This window comes from Psychromonas sp. MME2 (assembly GCF_040566515.1).
In the GTDB taxonomy this organism is placed as follows: Bacteria; Pseudomonadota; Gammaproteobacteria; order Enterobacterales; family Psychromonadaceae; genus Psychromonas.
This window is the reverse complement of record NZ_JBEWXI010000002.1, coordinates 303,204-322,123: the sequence shown is the minus strand read 5'-3', so window position 1 is coordinate 322,123 and position 18,920 is coordinate 303,204. Positions and strand designations below refer to the sequence as shown.

The 18,920-nt window shown below is 40.5% G+C and carries 11 protein-coding genes, 4 tRNA genes, 3 rRNA genes and 1 pseudogene; 12 read left to right on the top strand and 7 right to left on the bottom strand.

What is annotated here, in order from left to right; genetic code table 11:
* Positions 1-38: 38 nt before the first annotated feature.
* Positions 39-500, bottom strand: a complete 462-nt coding sequence (gene mioC, locus AB1A03_RS01855; protein WP_354622880.1) for an FMN-binding protein MioC — start codon at positions 498-500, stop codon at positions 39-41.
* 683 nt (positions 501-1,183) lie between these two features.
* Here mioC and AB1A03_RS01850 point away from each other — a divergent pair.
* The 5 genes from AB1A03_RS01850 (at position 1,184) to rimO (ending at position 8,325) form a co-directional block, all read left to right on the top strand.
* Positions 1,184-2,725 (top strand): 16S ribosomal RNA (locus AB1A03_RS01850).
* Between the two features lie 78 nt (positions 2,726-2,803).
* Positions 2,804-2,879 (top strand) — tRNA-Ile (locus AB1A03_RS01845).
* 622 nt (positions 2,880-3,501) lie between these two features.
* Positions 3,502-6,390, top strand: a 23S ribosomal RNA gene (locus AB1A03_RS01840).
* A 111-nt stretch (positions 6,391-6,501) separates the two neighbouring features.
* Positions 6,502-6,617 (top strand): 5S ribosomal RNA (rrf, locus tag AB1A03_RS01835).
* Together the 16S, 23S and 5S rRNA genes with 1 tRNA gene alongside form the textbook arrangement of a ribosomal RNA operon.
* Before the next feature lie 379 nt (positions 6,618-6,996).
* Positions 6,997-8,325, top strand: coding sequence for a 30S ribosomal protein S12 methylthiotransferase RimO (gene rimO / locus AB1A03_RS01830; RefSeq protein WP_502945918.1), 1,329 nt, complete (start codon positions 6,997-6,999; stop codon positions 8,323-8,325).
* 58 nt (positions 8,326-8,383) lie between these two features.
* Here rimO and AB1A03_RS01825 read toward each other — a convergent pair whose 3' ends face one another.
* The 4 genes from AB1A03_RS01825 to rsgA form a co-directional block, all read right to left on the bottom strand.
* Complete coding sequence (locus AB1A03_RS01825; RefSeq protein WP_354622879.1) at positions 8,384-9,373, bottom strand: potassium channel family protein; 990 nt, start codon at positions 9,371-9,373, stop codon at positions 8,384-8,386.
* A 77-nt stretch (positions 9,374-9,450) separates the two neighbouring features.
* Complete coding sequence (gene ilvA, locus AB1A03_RS01820; RefSeq protein WP_354622878.1) at positions 9,451-10,986, bottom strand: threonine ammonia-lyase, biosynthetic; 1,536 nt, start codon at positions 10,984-10,986, stop codon at positions 9,451-9,453.
* Between the two features lie 12 nt (positions 10,987-10,998).
* Positions 10,999-11,859, bottom strand: coding sequence for an archaetidylserine decarboxylase (asd, locus tag AB1A03_RS01815; RefSeq protein WP_354622877.1), 861 nt, complete (start codon positions 11,857-11,859; stop codon positions 10,999-11,001).
* A gap of 46 nt (positions 11,860-11,905) precedes the next feature.
* Positions 11,906-12,949, bottom strand: coding sequence for a small ribosomal subunit biogenesis GTPase RsgA (rsgA, locus tag AB1A03_RS01810; protein ID WP_354622876.1), 1,044 nt, complete (start codon positions 12,947-12,949; stop codon positions 11,906-11,908).
* 103 nt (positions 12,950-13,052) lie between these two features.
* Here rsgA and orn point away from each other — a divergent pair, with 103 nt between their 5' ends.
* From orn to AB1A03_RS01790, 4 genes are all read left to right on the top strand, one after another.
* Complete coding sequence (gene orn, locus AB1A03_RS01805; protein ID WP_354622875.1) at positions 13,053-13,592, top strand: oligoribonuclease; 540 nt, start codon at positions 13,053-13,055, stop codon at positions 13,590-13,592.
* 172 nt (positions 13,593-13,764) lie between these two features.
* Positions 13,765-13,840: transfer RNA gene (locus AB1A03_RS01800), tRNA-Gly, on the top strand.
* Positions 13,841-13,871: 31 nt separating this feature from the next.
* Positions 13,872-13,947, top strand: a tRNA-Gly gene (locus tag AB1A03_RS01795).
* Between the two features lie 31 nt (positions 13,948-13,978).
* Positions 13,979-14,054 (top strand) — tRNA-Gly (locus tag AB1A03_RS01790).
* A gap of 40 nt (positions 14,055-14,094) precedes the next feature.
* On the opposite strand, the gene AB1A03_RS01785 is transcribed toward AB1A03_RS01790, so the two are convergent.
* On the bottom strand, positions 14,095-14,973 hold the full coding sequence (locus tag AB1A03_RS01785) for an endonuclease/exonuclease/phosphatase family protein (RefSeq protein ID WP_354622873.1): 879 nt from the start codon (positions 14,971-14,973) through the stop codon (positions 14,095-14,097).
* A gap of 76 nt (positions 14,974-15,049) precedes the next feature.
* Between AB1A03_RS01785 and ndk the strand changes: the two genes are divergently transcribed.
* The 3 genes and pseudogenes from ndk (at position 15,050) to tadA (ending at position 16,913) form a co-directional block, all read left to right on the top strand.
* Complete coding sequence (ndk, locus tag AB1A03_RS01780; RefSeq protein ID WP_354622872.1) at positions 15,050-15,484, top strand: nucleoside-diphosphate kinase; 435 nt, start codon at positions 15,050-15,052, stop codon at positions 15,482-15,484.
* A gap of 30 nt (positions 15,485-15,514) precedes the next feature.
* A pseudogene (locus AB1A03_RS01775) lies at positions 15,515-16,386 on the top strand (prepilin peptidase).
* On the top strand, positions 16,386-16,913 hold the full coding sequence (tadA, locus tag AB1A03_RS01770; protein WP_354622870.1) for a tRNA adenosine(34) deaminase TadA: 528 nt from the start codon (positions 16,386-16,388) through the stop codon (positions 16,911-16,913). The pseudogene AB1A03_RS01775 and the gene tadA overlap by 1 nt, the downstream one beginning before the upstream one ends.
* Before the next feature lie 21 nt (positions 16,914-16,934).
* Here tadA and mltF read toward each other — a convergent pair whose 3' ends face one another.
* The gene (mltF, locus tag AB1A03_RS01765; protein WP_354622869.1) at positions 16,935-18,920 is read right to left on the bottom strand and encodes a membrane-bound lytic murein transglycosylase MltF; all 1,986 of its coding nucleotides are present in this window, start codon (positions 18,918-18,920) and stop codon (positions 16,935-16,937) included.

Genomic DNA, 18,920 nt, shown 5'->3' with positions numbered 1-18,920 from the left:
GAACTATGCACAGCTACCTGTGGGTAAGTTAAATATGATCATAATTGTGAATAATTAAGATCTTCAATCCAACTTGGGATCCATTCAACTGCGCGATCTTCTGGAATAGGGTGTGTAACAACATCAATTTCTAGACGATCGCCTATACGCGTTGCGCCCATTTCTTCAAGTATATAATCTAAGTTTTTTGCGGCTTCACAAAAAGTATCATAATTAGAATCACCAACACCGATAATACCGTAGCATACGTCTGTTAATGCAGAATTGACACTTTGTAGTTGTTCTACAAATGCCTTGAAGTTTTCGGGATAGTCTCCTGCACCATGGGTAGATAAGCAAATTAACCAAACTTCATCTTCAGATAAAGATAGGGTATTTAAATCTGGATCAAACTGAATTTCACTATCAAAGCCTGCTTCTTCAAGTAGTGGTTGAGTTGCTTCTGCAACATATTCAGTACCACCTAAAGTACTACCAACCAAAATTTGTATATTCTTCATTATATATGTCCATTAATATTTGTGATGTAAACTATCCCCATATTACCTCAATATGCTTTTATTGCAGAGTTTGCATAATGATGTCGTATGGATATAGATAAAACAAATCGACAAAATTAGCAAACAAGAGCTATGGATGAATAAAAATGGCGAACAAACCAGCATTTTGATTAGTAATTCTACAAACGATTGTTTGTTTTGAATAATCTTTTAATAAACGCTTGCCAATGTGATCTAATCCCTATAATGCGCATCCACAGACACGGGGCGTAACGCAAGTTAGCCGCTGGTTTGAGAATAAAAGAAACGCATTTATCGCTTCGTAAGAAATGTAAAATAAGACGTTGACATTGTTCGAAAGGCGCGTAATATACGCACCTCGCCGCAAGGCGCGCTCTTTAACAATTTAATCAAACAATCTGTGTGGGCACTTATTGTTGATGTGATTTCAAATAATCAAAAAGTAACGCTTCTGCTTGCAGAAAGTTACACCTAACTTGTTTAGGTAACATCAATAGAAGTGACACACGAATTAATTCATTTACATTGAAAGATTTATCTTTCAATGATTAACAGGCCAAATATTTATATTTGGTGGTTAATTCAGAATAACAAAAAGAACGTAAGTTCTTTAGTTTTAGTCAGTAATATTGAGTCGTATCGAAAGATACAAATTAAACTTTAAATTGAAGAGTTTGATCATGGCTCAGATTGAACGCTGGCGGCAGGCTTAACACATGCAAGTCGAACGGTAACAGAGAATAGCTTGCTATTTTGCTGACGAGTGGCGGACGGGTGAGTAATGCTTGGGAATTTACCTTGTTGTGGGGGACAACAGTTGGAAACGACTGCTAATACCGCATAATGTCTTTTGACCAAAGGTGGCCTCTATTTATAAGCTATCGCGACAAGATGAGCCCAAGTGGGATTAGCTAGTTGGTAGGGTAAAGGCCTACCAAGGCGACGATCCCTAGCTGGTCTTAGAGGATGACCAGCCACACTGGAACTGAGACACGGTCCAGACTCCTACGGGAGGCAGCAGTGGGGAATATTGCACAATGGGGGAAACCCTGATGCAGCCATGCCGCGTGTGTGAAGAAGGCTTTCGGGTTGTAAAGCACTTTCAGCGAGGAGGAAAGGGTGCAGGCTAATACCCTGTATCTGTGACGTTACTCGCAGAAGAAGCGGCTAACTCCGTGCCAGCAGCCGCGGTAATACGGAGGGTGCGAGCGTTAATCGGAATTACTGGGCGTAAAGCGCGCGTAGGTGGTTAATTAAGTCAGATGTGAAAGCCCAGGGCTCAACCTTGGAACTGCATTTGAAACTGGTTAACTAGAGTTTTGTAGAGGGTGGTAGAATTTCAGGTGTAGCGGTGAAATGCGTAGAGATCTGAAGGAATACCAGTGGCGAAGGCGGCCACCTGGACAGAGACTGACACTGAGGCGCGAAGGCGTGGGGAGCAAACGGGATTAGATACCCCGGTAGTCCACGCAGTAAACGATGTCTATTAGAAGTTTGTGGCTATATGCCGTGGGTTTCAAAGCTAACGCATTAAATAGACCGCCTGGGGAGTACGGCCGCAAGGTTAAAACTCAAATGAATTGACGGGGGCCCGCACAAGCGGTGGAGCATGTGGTTTAATTCGATGCAACGCGAAGAACCTTACCATCCCTTGACATCCAGAGAATCACCAAGAGATTGATGAGTGCCTTCGGGAGCTCTGAGACAGGTGCTGCATGGCTGTCGTCAGCTCGTGTTGTGAAATGTTGGGTTAAGTCCCGCAACGAGCGCAACCCCTATCCTTATTTGCCAGCGGGTCATGCCGGGAACTCTAGGGAGACTGCCGGTGATAAACCGGAGGAAGGTGGGGACGACGTCAAGTCATCATGGCCCTTACGGGATGGGCTACACACGTGCTACAATGGCAAATACAAAGGGTTGCTAACCTGCGAGGGTATGCGAATCTCATAAAGTTTGTCGTAGTCCGGATCGGAGTCTGCAACTCGACTCCGTGAAGTTGGAATCGCTAGTAATCGTGGATCAGAATGCCACGGTGAATACGTTCCCGGGCCTTGTACACACCGCCCGTCACACCATGGGAGTGGGCTGCACCAGAAGTCATTAGCTTAACCTTCGGGATGGCGATGACCACGGTGTGGTTCATGACTGGGGTGAAGTCGTAACAAGGTAGCCCTAGGGGAACCTGGGGCTGGATCACCTCCTTACGTAAAGAAATTCACAATAATGAGTGTTCACACAGATTGTTTGATTAGAATGATAAAGACGTATGACAGGCCGTTATTGGGTCTGTAGCTCAGTTGGTTAGAGCGCACCCCTGATAAGGGTGAGGTAACAGTTCAAATCTGCCCAGACCCACCAATTTCTTGTAAGTTTACTTGAAATTGTGAACAATCTGTTTATACAAACCATGTTGGGGCTATAGCTCAGCTGGGAGAGCGCCTGCCTTGCACGCAGGAGGTCAGCGGTTCATTCCCGCTTTCCACCACTTACATTAGTAAGTGTACCAACATGAACCTCTTTTAAGGGAGAGGCTTAAGATAAGTTAGATAATTTATCTTAAGCTTTTTTTTACGAAAAAGTTTGCTCTTTAACAATTAGGAAAGCTGATAAAGTTCTGTTTGAACGTATCGATATAGATATCAATATGTTTAAACGAAACGAAATTGTTCTCAATGATTAATTTATTAATCATTGTAATCAAGCAAAAATAAAAAGTTCATTTTTCACGTAGTGAAATGTGAACAGTACGTATCTACTCAATCATATGATTGATAGGTGCACGAAAAACGAATGTTGTTTTTTGTATTGTAAAATATGAGAAATCGCAAGCGTCTTGGAAACGACATACAAAACAAAAATCAGTATTAAGTAGTGATGCCAAATGGTGTTGCCCACTCAGACATTGACAAAAAGACGTCAATCTCTTGTTGGGAACAATACCTAAAACGCGTCACTGCGTGACACTTTTTAGGTGTTGTATGGTTAAGTGAATAAGCGTGCACGGTGGATGCCTAGGCAATTAGAGGCGATGAAGGACGTGGTAATCTGCGATAAGTCCAGGGGAGTTGATAACAAGCGTTATATCCTGGAATTTCCGAATGGGGCAACCCGGCACTTAGTGTCATCGTTAAGTGAATACATAGCTTAACGAAGCGAACGAGGGGAACTGAAACATCTAAGTACCCTTAGGAAAAGAAATCAACCGAGATTCCGAAAGTAGCGGCGAGCGAAATTGGAACAGCCCTTAAGCTGTTTAGAAGTTAGTAGAATGGTCTGGAAAGTCCGACGATACAGGGTGATAGTCCCGTATATGACAACTTCTTTGCAGTGAAAACGAGTAAGACGGGACACGAGAAATCCTGTTTGAATATGGGGGGACCATCCTCCAAGGCTAAATACTCCTAATTGACCGATAGTGAACCAGTACCGTGAGGGAAAGGCGAAAAGAACCCCTGTGAGGGGAGTGAAATAGAACCTGAAACCGTGTACGTACAAGCAGTAGGAGCCGACTTAGTTCGGTGACTGCGTACCTTTTGTATAATGGGTCAACGACTTAATTTCAGTAGCAAGGTTAACCGTATAGGGGAGCCGTAGGGAAACCGAGTCTTAACTGGGCGAATAGTTGCTGGGATTAGACCCGAAACTTGGTGATTTAGCCATGAGCAGGTTGAAGGTTGAGTAACATCAACTGGAGGACCGAACCCACTAATGTTGAAAAATTAGGGGATGACTTGTGGCTGGGGGTGAAAGGCCAATCAAACCAAGAGATAGCTGGTTCTCCTCGAAAGCTATTTAGGTAGCGCCTCGTGTATCACTGTTGGGGGTAGAGCACTGTTTGGGCTAGGGGGTCATCCCGACTTACCAACCCCATGCAAACTCCGAATACCAACAAGTGCAATCACGGGAGACACACGGCGGGTGCTAACGTCCGTCGTGGAAAGGGAAACAACCCAGACCGCCAGCTAAGGTCCCAAAGTATATGTTAAGTGGGAAACGATGTGGGAAGGCTTAGACAGCTAGGAAGTTGGCTTAGAAGCAGCCATCTTTTAAAGAAAGCGTAATAGCTCACTAGTCGAGTCGGCCTGCGCGGAAGATTTAACGGGGCTAAACATATCACCGAAGCTGCGGATGCTTATTTATAGGCATGGTAGAGGAGCGTTCTGTAAGCCGTCGAAGGGAAAGCTGTAAGGCATCCTGGAGGTATCAGAAGTGCGAATGTTGACATGAGTAACGATAAGGGGGGTGAAAAACCTCCCCGCCGGAAGACCAAGGGTTCCTGTCCAACGTTAATCGGGGCAGGGTGAGTCGACCCCTAAGGCGAGGCCGAAAGGCGTAGTCGATGGGAAACGGGTTAATATTCCCGTACCCTTATATTTTGCGATGGGAGGACGGAGAAGGCTAGGTGGGCCTGGCGATGGTTGTCCAGGTTTAAGTATGTAGGTGGAAGACTTAGGTAAATCCGGGTTTTCTTAACACTGAGATACGATGTCGAGTCACTAAGGTGATGAAGTCATTGATGCCATGCTTCCAGGAAAAGTCTCTAAGCTTCAGAAATATAAGGATTGTACCCCAAACCGACACAGGTGGTCAGGTAGAGAATACCAAGGCGCTTGAGAGAACTCGGGTGAAGGAACTAGGCAAAATGGTACCGTAACTTCGGGAGAAGGTACGCCGCTGACGGTGAAGTCCCTTGCGGATGGAGCTATTGGCGGCCGAAGATACCAGATGGCTGCAACTGTTTATTAAAAACACAGCACTGTGCTAAATCGCAAGATGACGTATACGGTGTGACGCCTGCCCGGTGCCGGAAGGTTAATTGATGGGGTTAGACTTAGGTCGAAGCTCTTGATCGAAGCCCCGGTAAACGGCGGCCGTAACTATAACGGTCCTAAGGTAGCGAAATTCCTTGTCGGGTAAGTTCCGACCTGCACGAATGGCGTAATGATGGCCATGCTGTCTCCACCCGAGACTCAGTGAAGTTGAAATCGCTGTGAAGATGCAGTGTACCCGCGGCTAGACGGAAAGACCCCGTGAACCTTTACTACAGCTTAGCAGTGAACTTAGAGCCTACATGTGTAGGATAGGTGGGAGGCTATGAAGCGTTGTCGCCAGATGACGTGGAGCCGACCTTGAAATACCACCCTTGTATGTTTTGAGTTCTAACCATGGCCCCTGAATCGGGGTTTGGGACATTGTTTGGTGGGTAGTTTGACTGGGGCGGTCTCCTCCCAAAGAGTAACGGAGGAGTACGAAGGTTGGCTAATCACGGTCGGACATCGTGAGGTTAGTACAATGGTATAAGCCAGCTTAACTGCGAGACAGACACGTCGAGCAGGTACGAAAGTAGGTCATAGTGATCCGGTGGTTCTGAATGGAAGGGCCATCGCTCAACGGATAAAAGGTACTCCGGGGATAACAGGCTGATACCGCCCAAGAGTTCATATCGACGGCGGTGTTTGGCACCTCGATGTCGGCTCATCACATCCTGGGGCTGAAGTCGGTCCCAAGGGTATGGCTGTTCGCCATTTAAAGTGGTACGCGAGCTGGGTTTAGAACGTCGTGAGACAGTTCGGTCCCTATCTGCCGTGGGCGTTTGAGAATTGAGAGGAGCTGCTCCTAGTACGAGAGGACCGGAGTGGACGAACCGCTGGTGTTTGGGTTGTCATGCCAATGGCATTGCCCAGTAGCTACGTTCGGAATCGATAACCGCTGAAAGCATCTAAGCGGGAAGCGAGCCTCAAGATGAGTTCTCACTGGGACTTTAAGTCCCCTGAAGGGCCGTTGGAGACTACAACGTTGATAGGCAAGGTGTGTAAGTGCGGTAACGTATTGAGCTAACTTGTACTAATTACCCGTGAGGCTTAACCATACAACACCTAAGACGTGTTGATGTAACCAAGAAAAAGTACGTTTGCGACAACATATTTTACAACTTGCAAGATTAAAGAATAATAGACAGCTTTTCTAATTAACTTTTTAGCTTGGCGAACATAGCGCTGTGGTCCCACCTGATCCCATTCCGAACTCAGAAGTGAAACGCAGCTGCGCCGATGGTAGTGTGGGGTCTCCCCATGTGAGAGTAGGTCATCGCCAAGCGCCTAATAAACGAAAAATCCCTGTTGACGATGTCAGCAGGGATTTTTTCTTTTTAGGGTACTGACGAGGATGACCTGCTCGAGAGTAGGGCGAGTATCGCGACAGCGATGTGTCACGAGCGGGTGAGCGCTGCGAGCCCTTTCCATCGCCAAGCGCATAATTACAATAAACCCCATTCTGCATAGTAGGGTGGGCTTTTTTCATTTAAGTAATATAGCAATATTGATATTTCCCCCCTATTAAACTTTTCTATATAATGCGTACAATTAATATACTTAACAGCATAAAAAATAAAGGCACATATGAGCGTTGAACAGTTCGATCCCAACAAACGACTACTTTGGCAACTCCTGCGAAGATACTTAAAGAACAGAGTGTGATGACGCCATCTTCAGGGTCACGTATCGGCTTTGTTAGTCTTGGTTGCCCGAAAAACTTGGTAGATTCCGAACGCATTCTTACACAATTGCGTATTGAAGGTTATGATGTTGTGCCTACTTATGCTGATGCAGATATGGTTATTGTTAATACCTGTGGTTTTATTGACAGCGCTGTACAAGAGTCTTTAGATACTATTGGTGAAGCGTTAGCGGAAAATGGTAAAGTGTTGGTTACGGGCTGTTTAGGGGCTAAAAAAGATGAAATTATAGAGCTTCATCCAAATGTTTTAGCCGTAACGGGACCACATGCCTATGATGAAGTGTTAACGCAAGTTCATAAACATTTAGCTAAACCCTCGCATAACCCCTTTATTGATTTGGTACCACCTCAGGGGGTGAAGTTGACACCTAAACACTATGCCTACTTAAAAATATCTGAGGGATGTAACCATCGTTGTACTTTCTGTATTATCCCATCGATGCGTGGTGACTTAGAATCTCGACCTGTTGGTGATGTGTTAGGTGAAGCGCAACGTTTAGTTAAAGCGGGCGTTAAGGAAGTTTTAGTTATTTCTCAAGACACATCTGCTTATGGTGTAGATGTTAAACATAAAACGGCTTTTTGGGATGGTGTACCTGTTAAAACTGCTATGCAACAGCTGTGCGAGGAATTAGCAAAACAGGGGGTTTGGATCCGTTTGCACTATGTTTACCCTTACCCACATGTTGATGACATTATACCATTAATGGCTGACGGTAGAATTTTGCCTTACCTAGACATTCCTTTTCAGCATGCAAATAAACGTATTTTGAAATTGATGAAGCGTCCTGGTAGCTCTGATCGCGTCCTCGAGCGTATTGCTAAGTGGCGTGCAATTTGTCCTGAGCTAGTGATTCGTTCTACTTTTATCGTAGGTTTTCCTGGCGAAACTGAAGAAGAATTCGAGGAATTGTTAGCATTCTTAGAAGAAGCTCAATTGGATCGTGTTGGCTGCTTTAAATATTCTCCCGTTGAAGGTGCTACAGCCAACGAGTTACCTGATCATGTGCCTGATGACGTAATGGAAGATCGTTTACAACGTTTTATGGCGCTACAAGCAGATATTAGTGCGCAGAAATTACAAGCTCGTATCGGCCAAGAATATTTGGTTTTAATTGATGAAGTTAATAGTGAAGGTGCGGTTGGTCGCTCCTATATGGATGCTCCTGAAGTTGATGGTAAAGTTTATTTAACTGATGAATTTAATGTACAGCCAGGAGATCAAATTTGGGTGCAAATCATTCACGCTGATGAGCATGATGTATGGGGTGTTAGAGTCGAAGATTAACAGTAAATAGAATAGGGGTTATTTGTAATCAAATAACCCCTTTTATATATGAAATACATTAATCCCAGTCAATTTGCTCTTGATTGATTCTCTCATTGGCAATGTAAAATAAATAACTGCCACTCTTTATAAGGGTGTTTTTATCAGGATTTAGGTCAAGATTATCACCATTTTTAAATGGACTTGTAGCTATCAGTATCATCTCATATTTATTTTTAAATTGATTAAATAGTTCCCCAAAAGTAATAGATTCTCTAATGTTAGGTACTTGGAAGCTAAACAGGGTTGCCCCTTGTAATGTTGAAAGTAGCTGCTCTGCAACTCTACTCGAGCCTGGATCTTGCATACTTCTTACCATTATTTGTGCGCTATTGTCGATACTACATTCTATATTTGGGCAATGTAGTTTGAGCAACTCGGCTTTGTTTTTATCAAAAAAATGGGCTGTTATATTTACCTCTTTATTGATATATGGTGAAACGCTAAGCGCGATAGATAATGTTTCATCATCGCTTTTACCATCTATAATAATTTTTTTTGCCTTACTTATTGCAATTCTATTGAGCTCTGTTTTATCAGAAAAAGTCCGTAGTTTAGCAAATAAGATGTCATCCCTATCTGGAAACGGATTACTCATATCATCGGTCACACAAAGCAAAATAGGCCGCTTTATTCTTTTTTTATCACCGAGAATAAGTTCAACAACTTGTTCCGTGGAGTGGCTATCCCAGGATAATAATAGGATATGTTCATTCAGGTGATAAAAATCATTATTACCATTCATGTTTGATCTCGCTATATTGATAAATAACTCAGTCACTTTACCGATAAAAGTTGCAAATATTATTAGCCCTGATGGAATTTGAAAGGCAGAGACAATAAATTTCCCTAGCGGGGTGATCGGACTAAAATCTCCGTAACCAACGGTCGATATGGTGACCATGTTGTAATAAAAAAATTGCAATGGAGGGGATATTAAATCCTGTTCTTTTGCCATATATAACAAAAAATATGTGATTGCCGCTTGTGCTAATACTAATTGCAGCATAACCGGCCAAGTTAATTGTCGGGTCACTCTAAATAAAATATTCTTTAATTTATAAGGAAAAAATATCAAACTCGACCTCAAATGACATCTTGCTGTGATAAAAAGTAGCGATATGCCTGGTTGTTCGTTTCGTCTTTATAATTGTAACCCAGTGCATCTAAATGTTTTTTAAATGTATTAACCCCTTCGTCCAGCTCAAAACCCGCTAATACTTGCCCGTAGGCAGCACCATGATTGCGATAATGAAAGAGTGTGATATTGGCATGAGTGCCTAGCATATTAAGGAATTTTACTAACGCATTAGGATGTTCAGGGAATTCAAAGCTATATAAACGTTCTTTTAAATCACTAATTGGCGCGCCACCGACCATATAGCGAACATGTAGTTTAGCCATTTCATCATGACTTAAATCAGCAACTGAATATCCAGAATTAGCTAGATTTTTTATCAATATGGTCAACTCATCATTTCCGGAAGGTGTTCTTATGCCGACAAAAATATTTGCTTCTTTGCGAGAATTAAAACGATAGTTAAATTCTGTAATAGCACGCCCATCAAGTTCATTACAAAAAGCTAAAAATGCGCCTTTTTTTTCAGGAATGGTGACCGCAAGAATACTCTCTTTTTGTTCGCCTAATTCACAGCGTTCAGAGACATATCGTAAACCATGAAAATTAACATTTGCACCACTTAAAATTGCACTTAGTCGTTGATCTTTTAAGCCATGCACTTGACTGTATTTTTTTAATCCGGCTAGTGATAAAGCGCCTGCGGGTTCGGAAATAGCGCGAGTATCTTCAAAAATATCTTTTACAGCGGCACATATTTCATCACTATTGACGGTAATCACTTGATCTACATATTGCTCGCATAGGCGAAATGTTTCACTGCCAATTGTTTTTACAGCCACGCCATCTGCGAATAGTCCAACTCGACTCAGGGTGATGGGGCCGCCATGATCTAGTGCGACTTTTAAACAGGCGGCATCTTCAGGTTCAACGGCAATAATTTTTATATCGGGTAATAGTTGTTTGATATAAACGGCAATACCTGCAACGAGCCCACCGCCCCCAACAGGAACAAAAATATAATCTAAATGGGCATTTTGCTGTAGTAGCTCTTTCGCTATTGTCCCCTGCCCGGCAATAACATCTGGATCATCAAAGGGATGAATTAGGGTATAATTATGTAATTTAGCGAGCATTTTACAATGGTCGCTAGCTGCATCAAAACTATCTCCAAATAAAACAGCCGTTGCCCCTAATGCACGTACCGAATTAACTTTGATATCTGGTGTCGTACTCGGCATTACAATGGTTGCTTTTAGTCCCATTTTTTGTGCTGAGAGGGCAACACCTTGCGCATGGTTGCCCGCTGAAGCGGCGATAACGCCGCATTGCTTTTGTTGTTCCGTCAAACTAGCTAATTTATTGTAGGCTCCGCGCAATTTAAAAGAGTGTACTGGTTGTAAATCCTCACGTTTTAATAATATTTGATTATTAAAACGGAGAGATAACTTTTTAAGTGGTTGCAAAGGCGTTTCAATAGCAGCCTCATAAACGGGGGCTAATAATATTTTTTTTAAATATTGCGCAGCTGTCAAGTCTGTCATATTTGCAAAAACCTACTTAGATTCATTTACAGTGGCAAATATGTTACCGAGTCTTGTGACTGAACCGGCCTGTAATTCTTCTGCAAAAGAGATACTATTTTTAGGGAAGAGTGCAACGATGGTACTGCCAAGTTTAAAGCGGCCTAATTCAGCACCCTTATCAAGTTGAATGTTTTGGTCTTGATAATCCCAATATTGAATTTCTTTTTTTCTATTGGACTTTAAGGTTCCTGCCCAAACGGTTTCAATACTTGCGACTATGGTTGCTCCAACTAATACCATGGCCATTGGACCTATTGCCGTTGAAAATATAGCGACGGCTCGTTCATTACGCGCAAATAAATTAGGTACATTTTCAGCCGTAAGAGGATTAACGGAAAAAAGGTCACCGGGAATAAAAATCATTTGCTCTAATTTACCAGCAATAGGCATGTGAATACGGTGGTAGTCTTTTGGTGCTAAGTAAATAGTAGAAAACAACCCATCATCAAAGGGCTTTGCTACTTCATCTTTTCCACCTAATAATTCGCGTAAGCTAAAATCATGTCCTTTTGCTTGAAATATACGCCCGAGTTTAATATCCCCTAATTGGCTAACGCAGCCATCAACAGGGAGTATTAAGTTATTATCCCCTTCGCTAATGGTACGAACACCTTCGCGTAATTCGCGGGTAAAAAAATCGTTAAAGGTTTTATAAGACTCTGGATCGGGGTATTTTGCTTCACTCATATCTATGTTAAATTTTTTGATAAATTGCTTTATTAAAAAAGTGGTTAACTGTCCAGCTTTAGCTGCTGCGAGCAAACCGACTAAACGTGATAATAGGTGTTTTGGTAAAAAATATTGGCCAATAATTTTGAGCTGATCAATCATAATATTCTCTTTTATGTACTAACTAAATTAGGCTTAACTCGCCTTGTTATTGATGGGTATTTGGATCTCTATGGCGTGCATTTTTAGCATCATCCATAGTCTCTAAAATTCGTATAAAGCTTTGATAACGCGCGTCATTAATTTTACCTTCTGCGACAGCATTAACCAATGCGCAGCCGGGATCTGTTTTATGTTTACAGTCTCTAAAGCGACATGTCCCAATGTACTCTCTAAATTCAATAAATCCGGATGTAATACGTTCGGGTTCGAGGTGCCATAAAGAAAATTCTCGAATGCCCGGGCTGTCGATTAGATCGCCACCATCAGCAAAATGATATAAACGAGCGGTAGTCGTTGTATGCTTACCTAAACCTGAATTTTCAGATATTTCACCGGTTAATGCTTGCACTTCTGGTAGTAGCATATTAAGTAACGATGTTTTACCAACGCCCGATTGACCGACAAAAATATTAACTTTATCTTTCATTGCTCCTTTTAATTCACTAAGGCCATCTCCCAGCATTGAACTATAAATAACGCGATAGCCTATATCACGATAACTTTGCAGTTCTTTATCAATTATTTTTGCTGATTCGGGATCGAGTAGGTCGCTTTTGTTTAAAACGATAATAGGGGTGATGCCTATATCTTCACAGGCAACGAGATAGCGATCGATAATATTACGAGAAAACTCAGGAGCGACAGAGCTAACAATAATAATATGGTCTATATTAGCGGCAATGGGTTTGATGCCATCGTAATAATCTGGACGTGTTAAAACAGTTTTACGAGGGTGAACCGCTTCAACGACACCACTAATACCATGAAAGCTTTCATTACCAGCACGCCAAACTACACGATCACCAGTGACCAATGATTTTACACCTCTGCGTAAATTACAACGTTCAATATTACCTTTTTCATCTTCAATATCTGCATGTTGACCAAAACGACTGATAACGACACCCTGTAATTGCGGGCCTAATTGAGAATCATCCCATTGTTCAACGATATCTTTTTTCAAACGTTTATTTTGATTACTTTGTACTCGGCGGACTTGATTATGACTAAGTCGTTTTTTTTTGGCCACAGTTTCCCTTAACTATCGTTAATTGTATTAATGCTATATCATACTATATTTTCATATAAATAAGTAAAAGGGCTCTCTTGTAGAGAAAAGGATCACAATAAGCATGAATAAAGATAACTTAGTATGGATTGATCTGGAAATGACCGGATTAAATCCTGAGACAGATAAAGTAATCGAAATAGCGACCATTGTCACTGATAGTAATTTAAATATTCTTGCTGAAGGCCCGCAAATAGTTATTCATCAAAGTGACCAAGTACTTGATGCAATGGATGAATGGTGTACCGAACATCATGGTAAATCGGGGTTAACAGATAGAGTTAAGGCAAGCAAAATTAGCTGTGAGCAAGCAGAACAGGCAACCTTAGCATTTCTAAAAGAGTGGGTTCCTGAAGGGGCTTCACCTTTGTGTGGAAATAGTATTGGCCAAGATTGTCGTTTTTTAGTTGCGTATATGCCTAAGTTAGAAGCTTATTTTCATTATCGCAATATAGATGTGAGTACCATTAAAGAGTTAGGTCGTCGTTGGGCACCTGAAATGGTGGCTAAACATAAGAAAACCGGGACACATTTAGCATTACAAGATATTAAAGAATCCATTTCAGAACTGCAGCACTATCAAAAATATTTTTTTAGTTATTAATGTAATTATTTATACGAAGATAAATATGCTTAAAATTTGTTCGGTTGTGTTATGGTGAATGCCCTTTTAGTAAAAAAAGCTTGCATTCATTTATTCCATATCTATAATTCGCAGCTCATAAGAAACAGGTGTTATCAACAACCCGTAAATATCTTATGATAGTAAATGTGATGCGGTACTAGCTCAGTTGGTAGAGCACGACCTTGCCAAGGTCGGGGTCACGAGTTCGAGTCTCGTGTACCGCTCCAAATTTACTAGTAAAATGCTTAAAGCAGTGATGCGGTACTAGCTCAGTTGGTAGAGCACGACCTTGCCAAGGTCGGGGTCACGAGTTCGAGTCTCGTGTACCGCTCCAAATTTATTAGTAAAATGCTTAAAGTAGTGATGCGGTACTAGCTCAGTTGGTAGAGCACGACCTTGCCAAGGTCGGGGTCACGAGTTCGAGTCTCGTGTACCGCTCCAATCTAAACAGTAATTTTATTCCCCTGATTAAATTATATTATTATTCAAAAGCAAAAGTAACTCGCATAGGGTTGTGATCAGATGCATTGCTATTAATAACCTCTTCATTAATGACCTTTAAACCACGAAAGTAGATATGATCTAAAGGATAACCAAAAACCGTACTGCGATTATCCTCACTAAAAAGAACCTCTTTGAAGCCTAATTCAACAAATATATTTGTAACAAGTGTTAACCGTTGATCATTCCATGTATTGAAATCACCACTAAATATAATTGGTCCTTGATGTTGTTTGATGATTAGAATATATGGTTTTAACTGCTCTTTTAAGTTGGAAATACCGATTGTAAAATTAACAGCATGTAAGTTGATTAGTAAAAGAGAGCCTGAGTCTTGATTTATGGGATAAACGGAGGCTATCCCTGATTTAGGTATTTTAATCCAAGGCTCTGTTGCGAGACTGCCACAGATGCTTGTCGTTGGGTATTTACTTAGCGTATTAACCCCAAAACTTTCTCCACCGTAAGTAAATGCAGCATTATGCAAAGTAAACATTCTCATCTCTTTGCTGAATTGTTGTAATGTTGGTGATGATTTGGCTTCTTGTAGTGTTATAAAGTCAGCCTTAATTGTTAATTCCTGTAATGCTTGCTGCCATTGATATTTCTGTTGTTTATATATATTCCAGTTGAGCAGTGTAAAGGGGGATTTTAACTTATATTCAGATGCTTTCTTATTCGATTCAATAGGAGTTAATGTGGGACACTGACTTGCCTCAATTTCGCTATTATTATTAAAAATAGTTAAGCTACTGGCAGGTTTTGGTAATAATTTAAAAATCATAATAAGAGATATAACGAATATAACAATCCATAGATAAGGTTTGGCAGTTTTTTTTAATGTGATATTAGATTTCATCTGTTTATATTCTTATTGATGGGTTGCTGTGATGTGGTTATATTATAGGTTCAATTCATTATTTTAAGTTTGTATTATGCCATTAGAAAGAACCCTATCCATTATTAAACCCGATGCTGTTAGCAAGAAACTTGTTGGTATTATTTTATCTCGTTTTGAAAAAGCAGATTTAACACTTGTCGCTGTTAAAATGATACATATGACCAAAGAGCAAGCAGAAGGATTTTATGCAGAACATAAAGGAAAGGAGTTTTTTGCCCCTTTAGTTGAATTTATGACATCCGGACCTATTTTGGTGCAAGTTTTACAGGCTGAAAATGCCATTACAGCATATCGAGACTTGATTGGTAAAACTAATCCAGAAGAGGCAGAACCAGGCACTATTCGTGCAGATTATGCTGAGTCTACTCGCTTTAATGCTGTACATGGATTTGATAGTCCAACCTCAGCTGCTCGTGAAATAGCTTACTTTTTTTCTGATGATGAGATATGTCCTCCCGTTGTTGTTTGATTTATTATTTTTTACCCGCTAGGAATTAACATGTCAGAATTACTTAATTTAATGCAGCAACAGCCGAGTCTGCTATACGCTTTTGTCACCATACTAGGGGTCTTAGTTGGTTCATTTTTGAATGTAGTGATTTATCGCTTACCTGTGATGATGGAAAGAGAGTGGAAAAGAGATTGTGCTGAATTTTTTCCTGATGCCAATTTAAAAGTCGAAGCTGAAACATTTAATTTAGTTGTTCCTCGTTCCCGTTGTCCACAATGTGACCATTTAATTGGCTCGGCAGAGAATATTCCTTTATTAAGTTGGTTGTGGCAAAAGGGGCGTTGTAAACATTGTGCCTGTAAAATAAGCAAAAGATACCCAAGTATTGAGTTGTTAACGGGCATTTTATCTCTTTGTGTTGCCTATGTGATCCCTTTTGGTTGGCCATTACTTTTTGCTCTGTTATTTACTTGGGTCTTGATTGCATTAACCTTTATTGATTTTGATACCATGTTATTGCCAGATCAATTAACACTGCCATTATTATGGTTTGCCCTGTTAATCAATATAAATGGCACCTTTGCTAGCTTAAGCGATGCGGTACTTGGTGCTGCCTTTGGTTATTTAAGTTTATGGTCTATATATTGGGTGTTTAAACTATTAACCGGTAAAGAAGGAATGGGTTATGGTGATTTTAAATTGTTAGCTGCATTGGGGGCTTGGTTTGGATGGCAGGCGTTGCCATTGATTATTTTATTATCCTCCTGTGCCGTGCGGTGATTGGAATTGCTGCTATTGTTGCCTCTAAAGACAAACAAAGCCGCCCAATGCCCTTTGGTCCTTACCTTGCCATAGCTGGTTGGGTTTATCTTGTCTATGGCGATAGTTTAACGCATTTATATTATTCACTGGTTTTATAATGTTAAAGCAAACCAAGCCAGAAGAAGATAATCAACGTGTTATTGATGAACAATGGATGCAATATGCTTTATCTTTAGCTGATAAAGCGGAACTTGTTGATGAAATTCCAGTCGGGGCTGTATTGGTTAAAGATAATTCAATCATTGCAGAGGGGTGGAATTTATCCATTAATGAACACGATGCCTGTGCGCATGCTGAGATATTAACGTTACGTGCAGCAGGAAAAAAACTAGAAAATTACCGACTTATTGATTGTACTCTATATGTGACGTTAGAACCTTGTCCTATGTGTGCGGGTGCACTTGTTCATGCTCGCATTAAACGTCTTGTTTATGGTGCTGGGGATTATAAAACAGGCGCAGCTGGCACCGTTTTTAATTTAGTACAAAACAACCAATTAAATCATCAGATTGATGTGACCTCTGGGGTTTTTGCTGATGCTTGCGGTGCTAAACTTAGTGCTTTTTTTAAGCGCCGCAGAAAAGAAAAAAAAGCACTAAAGAAACAGCAAGTTAATGGCGATTAACAGGCTGCTTCTAAACTCTAATCATATATCCTGATCATTATTATTGGTTTTAACACTTTCTTCATACTGCATTTGTTGGATTTTTTCTAATTCGGCCGCTGTTTCTTGTTGCGCCTGTTGTGCTTTTAATTCTTCAGCTAATGCCGCTTCTTGCGCCTGTTTTAGCTGTTGTTGTTCTGCAATAGCGATATCAATTACTTCTATTAATTGCTGCTGTTTGTTTTCAAGCTCTTGTTTAGCTAATTGTAATTTTTGTTCATCAGCTAGGGCTTTTTCTTGTGCTTCTTGTAAAGCTGTTTGTTCTGCTAATGCTTTTTCATTCGTCTGCTGTATTGCATTTTTTATTTCCTGTAACTTTTGTTGTGCCGCTTTTAAATATTCTTGTTGTGTTACTGTATTTTGCTCTGCGAGCTGTAATGCTTGCTCGGTAGCTAATCTATTTTCTTTAGTTTGTTGTAAGGTTTTTTGACTCTCTTCATTAACTTGTTTGGCATACAGTAATATTTGCTTCTTGTTTAATGGTGTTTGCCAATTTTGTTGTTCTGCGAAGTTTTTTTGTTGTGCATCTTCAATTGCTTTTTTCTCTGCTAATTCTTGCTCTTGGGCAGTTTTTAATGCTTCAGCTTGTATGCGTTTTTTCTCTTTATCTGCCATATACCATGTTATCGTTTTTTGATATTGACGAATATTATCAACATAGCTTTGTGCTTCTTTACCACGAGCATAACCATAGCGGGTTTGTGTATACCATTTCTTTTGATGTAATAGAGGAAGGTTTTCTTTTACGTCAGTCCAGGAATTTGGATTCTGTTTTTTTATACTTGTAATACGTCTTGCATCCATTAAATGCCCATAGCCAATATTATAACTAGCTAAAGCAAACCACACTTTTTCATCTTCAGGAATACTATCTGGCAAACGATTTATTTGTTGTGATAAATATTTAGCACCTCCTTTAATGCTCTGTTCTGGATTAAGTCTATTATCAATGCCGACATAGTTAGCAGTATCCAGTGTTAGCATCATTAAACCACGAACTCCCGTTGGCGAAATTGACTTTGGATCCCAGTGTGATTCTTGATAGCTAACTGCGGCAAGTAATAACCAATCAACTTCTGATGTTGCATATTTTTTAAATAAATCTTCATATTTGGGTAGGGTTGTTTTTATCCGTTTAATGAAGGTTCGCATATCAACAAAGTCAAAATTTTCGATGTGACCAAAATATTTTTCTTCCAGTCTAGCGATGGTTTGATCGCTATATTTATTTCCCATAAACTCAATCATCGCAGAGTAAATAGTATCATCTTGATTACGATTAATTAGCCAAGCAACGGGCTGCTTTTTTGCAATAGTAAATGCTTCCGTCAGAACGGGATAGAAACGTTGTTTTTGAGCTAAGGTATAGCTATCCACAATGGCAAAGGGGATTTTTTTGTTGGCTATTTCCCTTAATAGAGTCTCTTGATCTTCATGTTCAAAAATATTAATTTGTAACTCATACCCTTTTTTAATGAGTGCCTTTAATGTCTCTTCGTGACTGCTATCTTTGAGTACGCCGACAGGGGCATTTATATCGGCAACTTCTCGAGGGCGATAACTGCCATTACGATAAACAAGTTTTTGAGAAACATAATAATAGGGCGGAGAACTCCTGTATTTTTTTGCTCGTTTAGGGGTAAGGGTTAAGCTTGAGCCAATAAAATCTATTTTATTATTATCTAAGGCATTAAACAGCTCATTAAGCGTATCGTATTCTTTTATTGTTAACCTAACATTTAGATATTCAGCAAACTGTTTGGCTAATTCATAATCAAAGCCACTGTGGTTTTGACCATCAAAACTATAGGTTAATGAGCCATTCATCGTGCCCATTATAATATCGCCGCGTGCTTGTACTTTTTGTAAACTAGTCTTTGGTGATAATGGATTACAAGCACATAGCATTAACAATAAGGCGCTAATTGCTAAGTATTTTTTGGCTGTTGATAATTTTGTTAAACACAT

Coding starts and splice junctions, on each gene's coding strand:
- mioC (WP_354622880.1), bottom strand. CDS start 500: ATGAAGAATATACAAATTTTGGTTGGTAGTACTTTAGGTGGTACTGAA.
- rimO (WP_502945918.1), top strand. CDS start 6,997: ATGACGCCATCTTCAGGGTCACGTATCGGCTTTGTTAGTCTTGGTTGC.
- AB1A03_RS01825 (WP_354622879.1), bottom strand. CDS start 9,373: ATGCTGCAATTAGTATTAGCACAAGCGGCAATCACATATTTTTTGTTA.
- ilvA (WP_354622878.1), bottom strand. CDS start 10,986: ATGACAGACTTGACAGCTGCGCAATATTTAAAAAAAATATTATTAGCC.
- asd (WP_354622877.1), bottom strand. CDS start 11,859: ATGATTGATCAGCTCAAAATTATTGGCCAATATTTTTTACCAAAACAC.
- orn (WP_354622875.1), top strand. CDS start 13,053: ATGAATAAAGATAACTTAGTATGGATTGATCTGGAAATGACCGGATTA.
- AB1A03_RS01785 (WP_354622873.1), bottom strand. CDS start 14,973: ATGAAATCTAATATCACATTAAAAAAAACTGCCAAACCTTATCTATGG.
- ndk (WP_354622872.1), top strand. CDS start 15,050: ATGCCATTAGAAAGAACCCTATCCATTATTAAACCCGATGCTGTTAGC.
- tadA (WP_354622870.1), top strand. CDS start 16,386: ATGTTAAAGCAAACCAAGCCAGAAGAAGATAATCAACGTGTTATTGAT.
- mltF (WP_354622869.1), bottom strand. CDS start 18,920: ATGTGTTTAACAAAATTATCAACAGCCAAAAAATACTTAGCAATTAGC.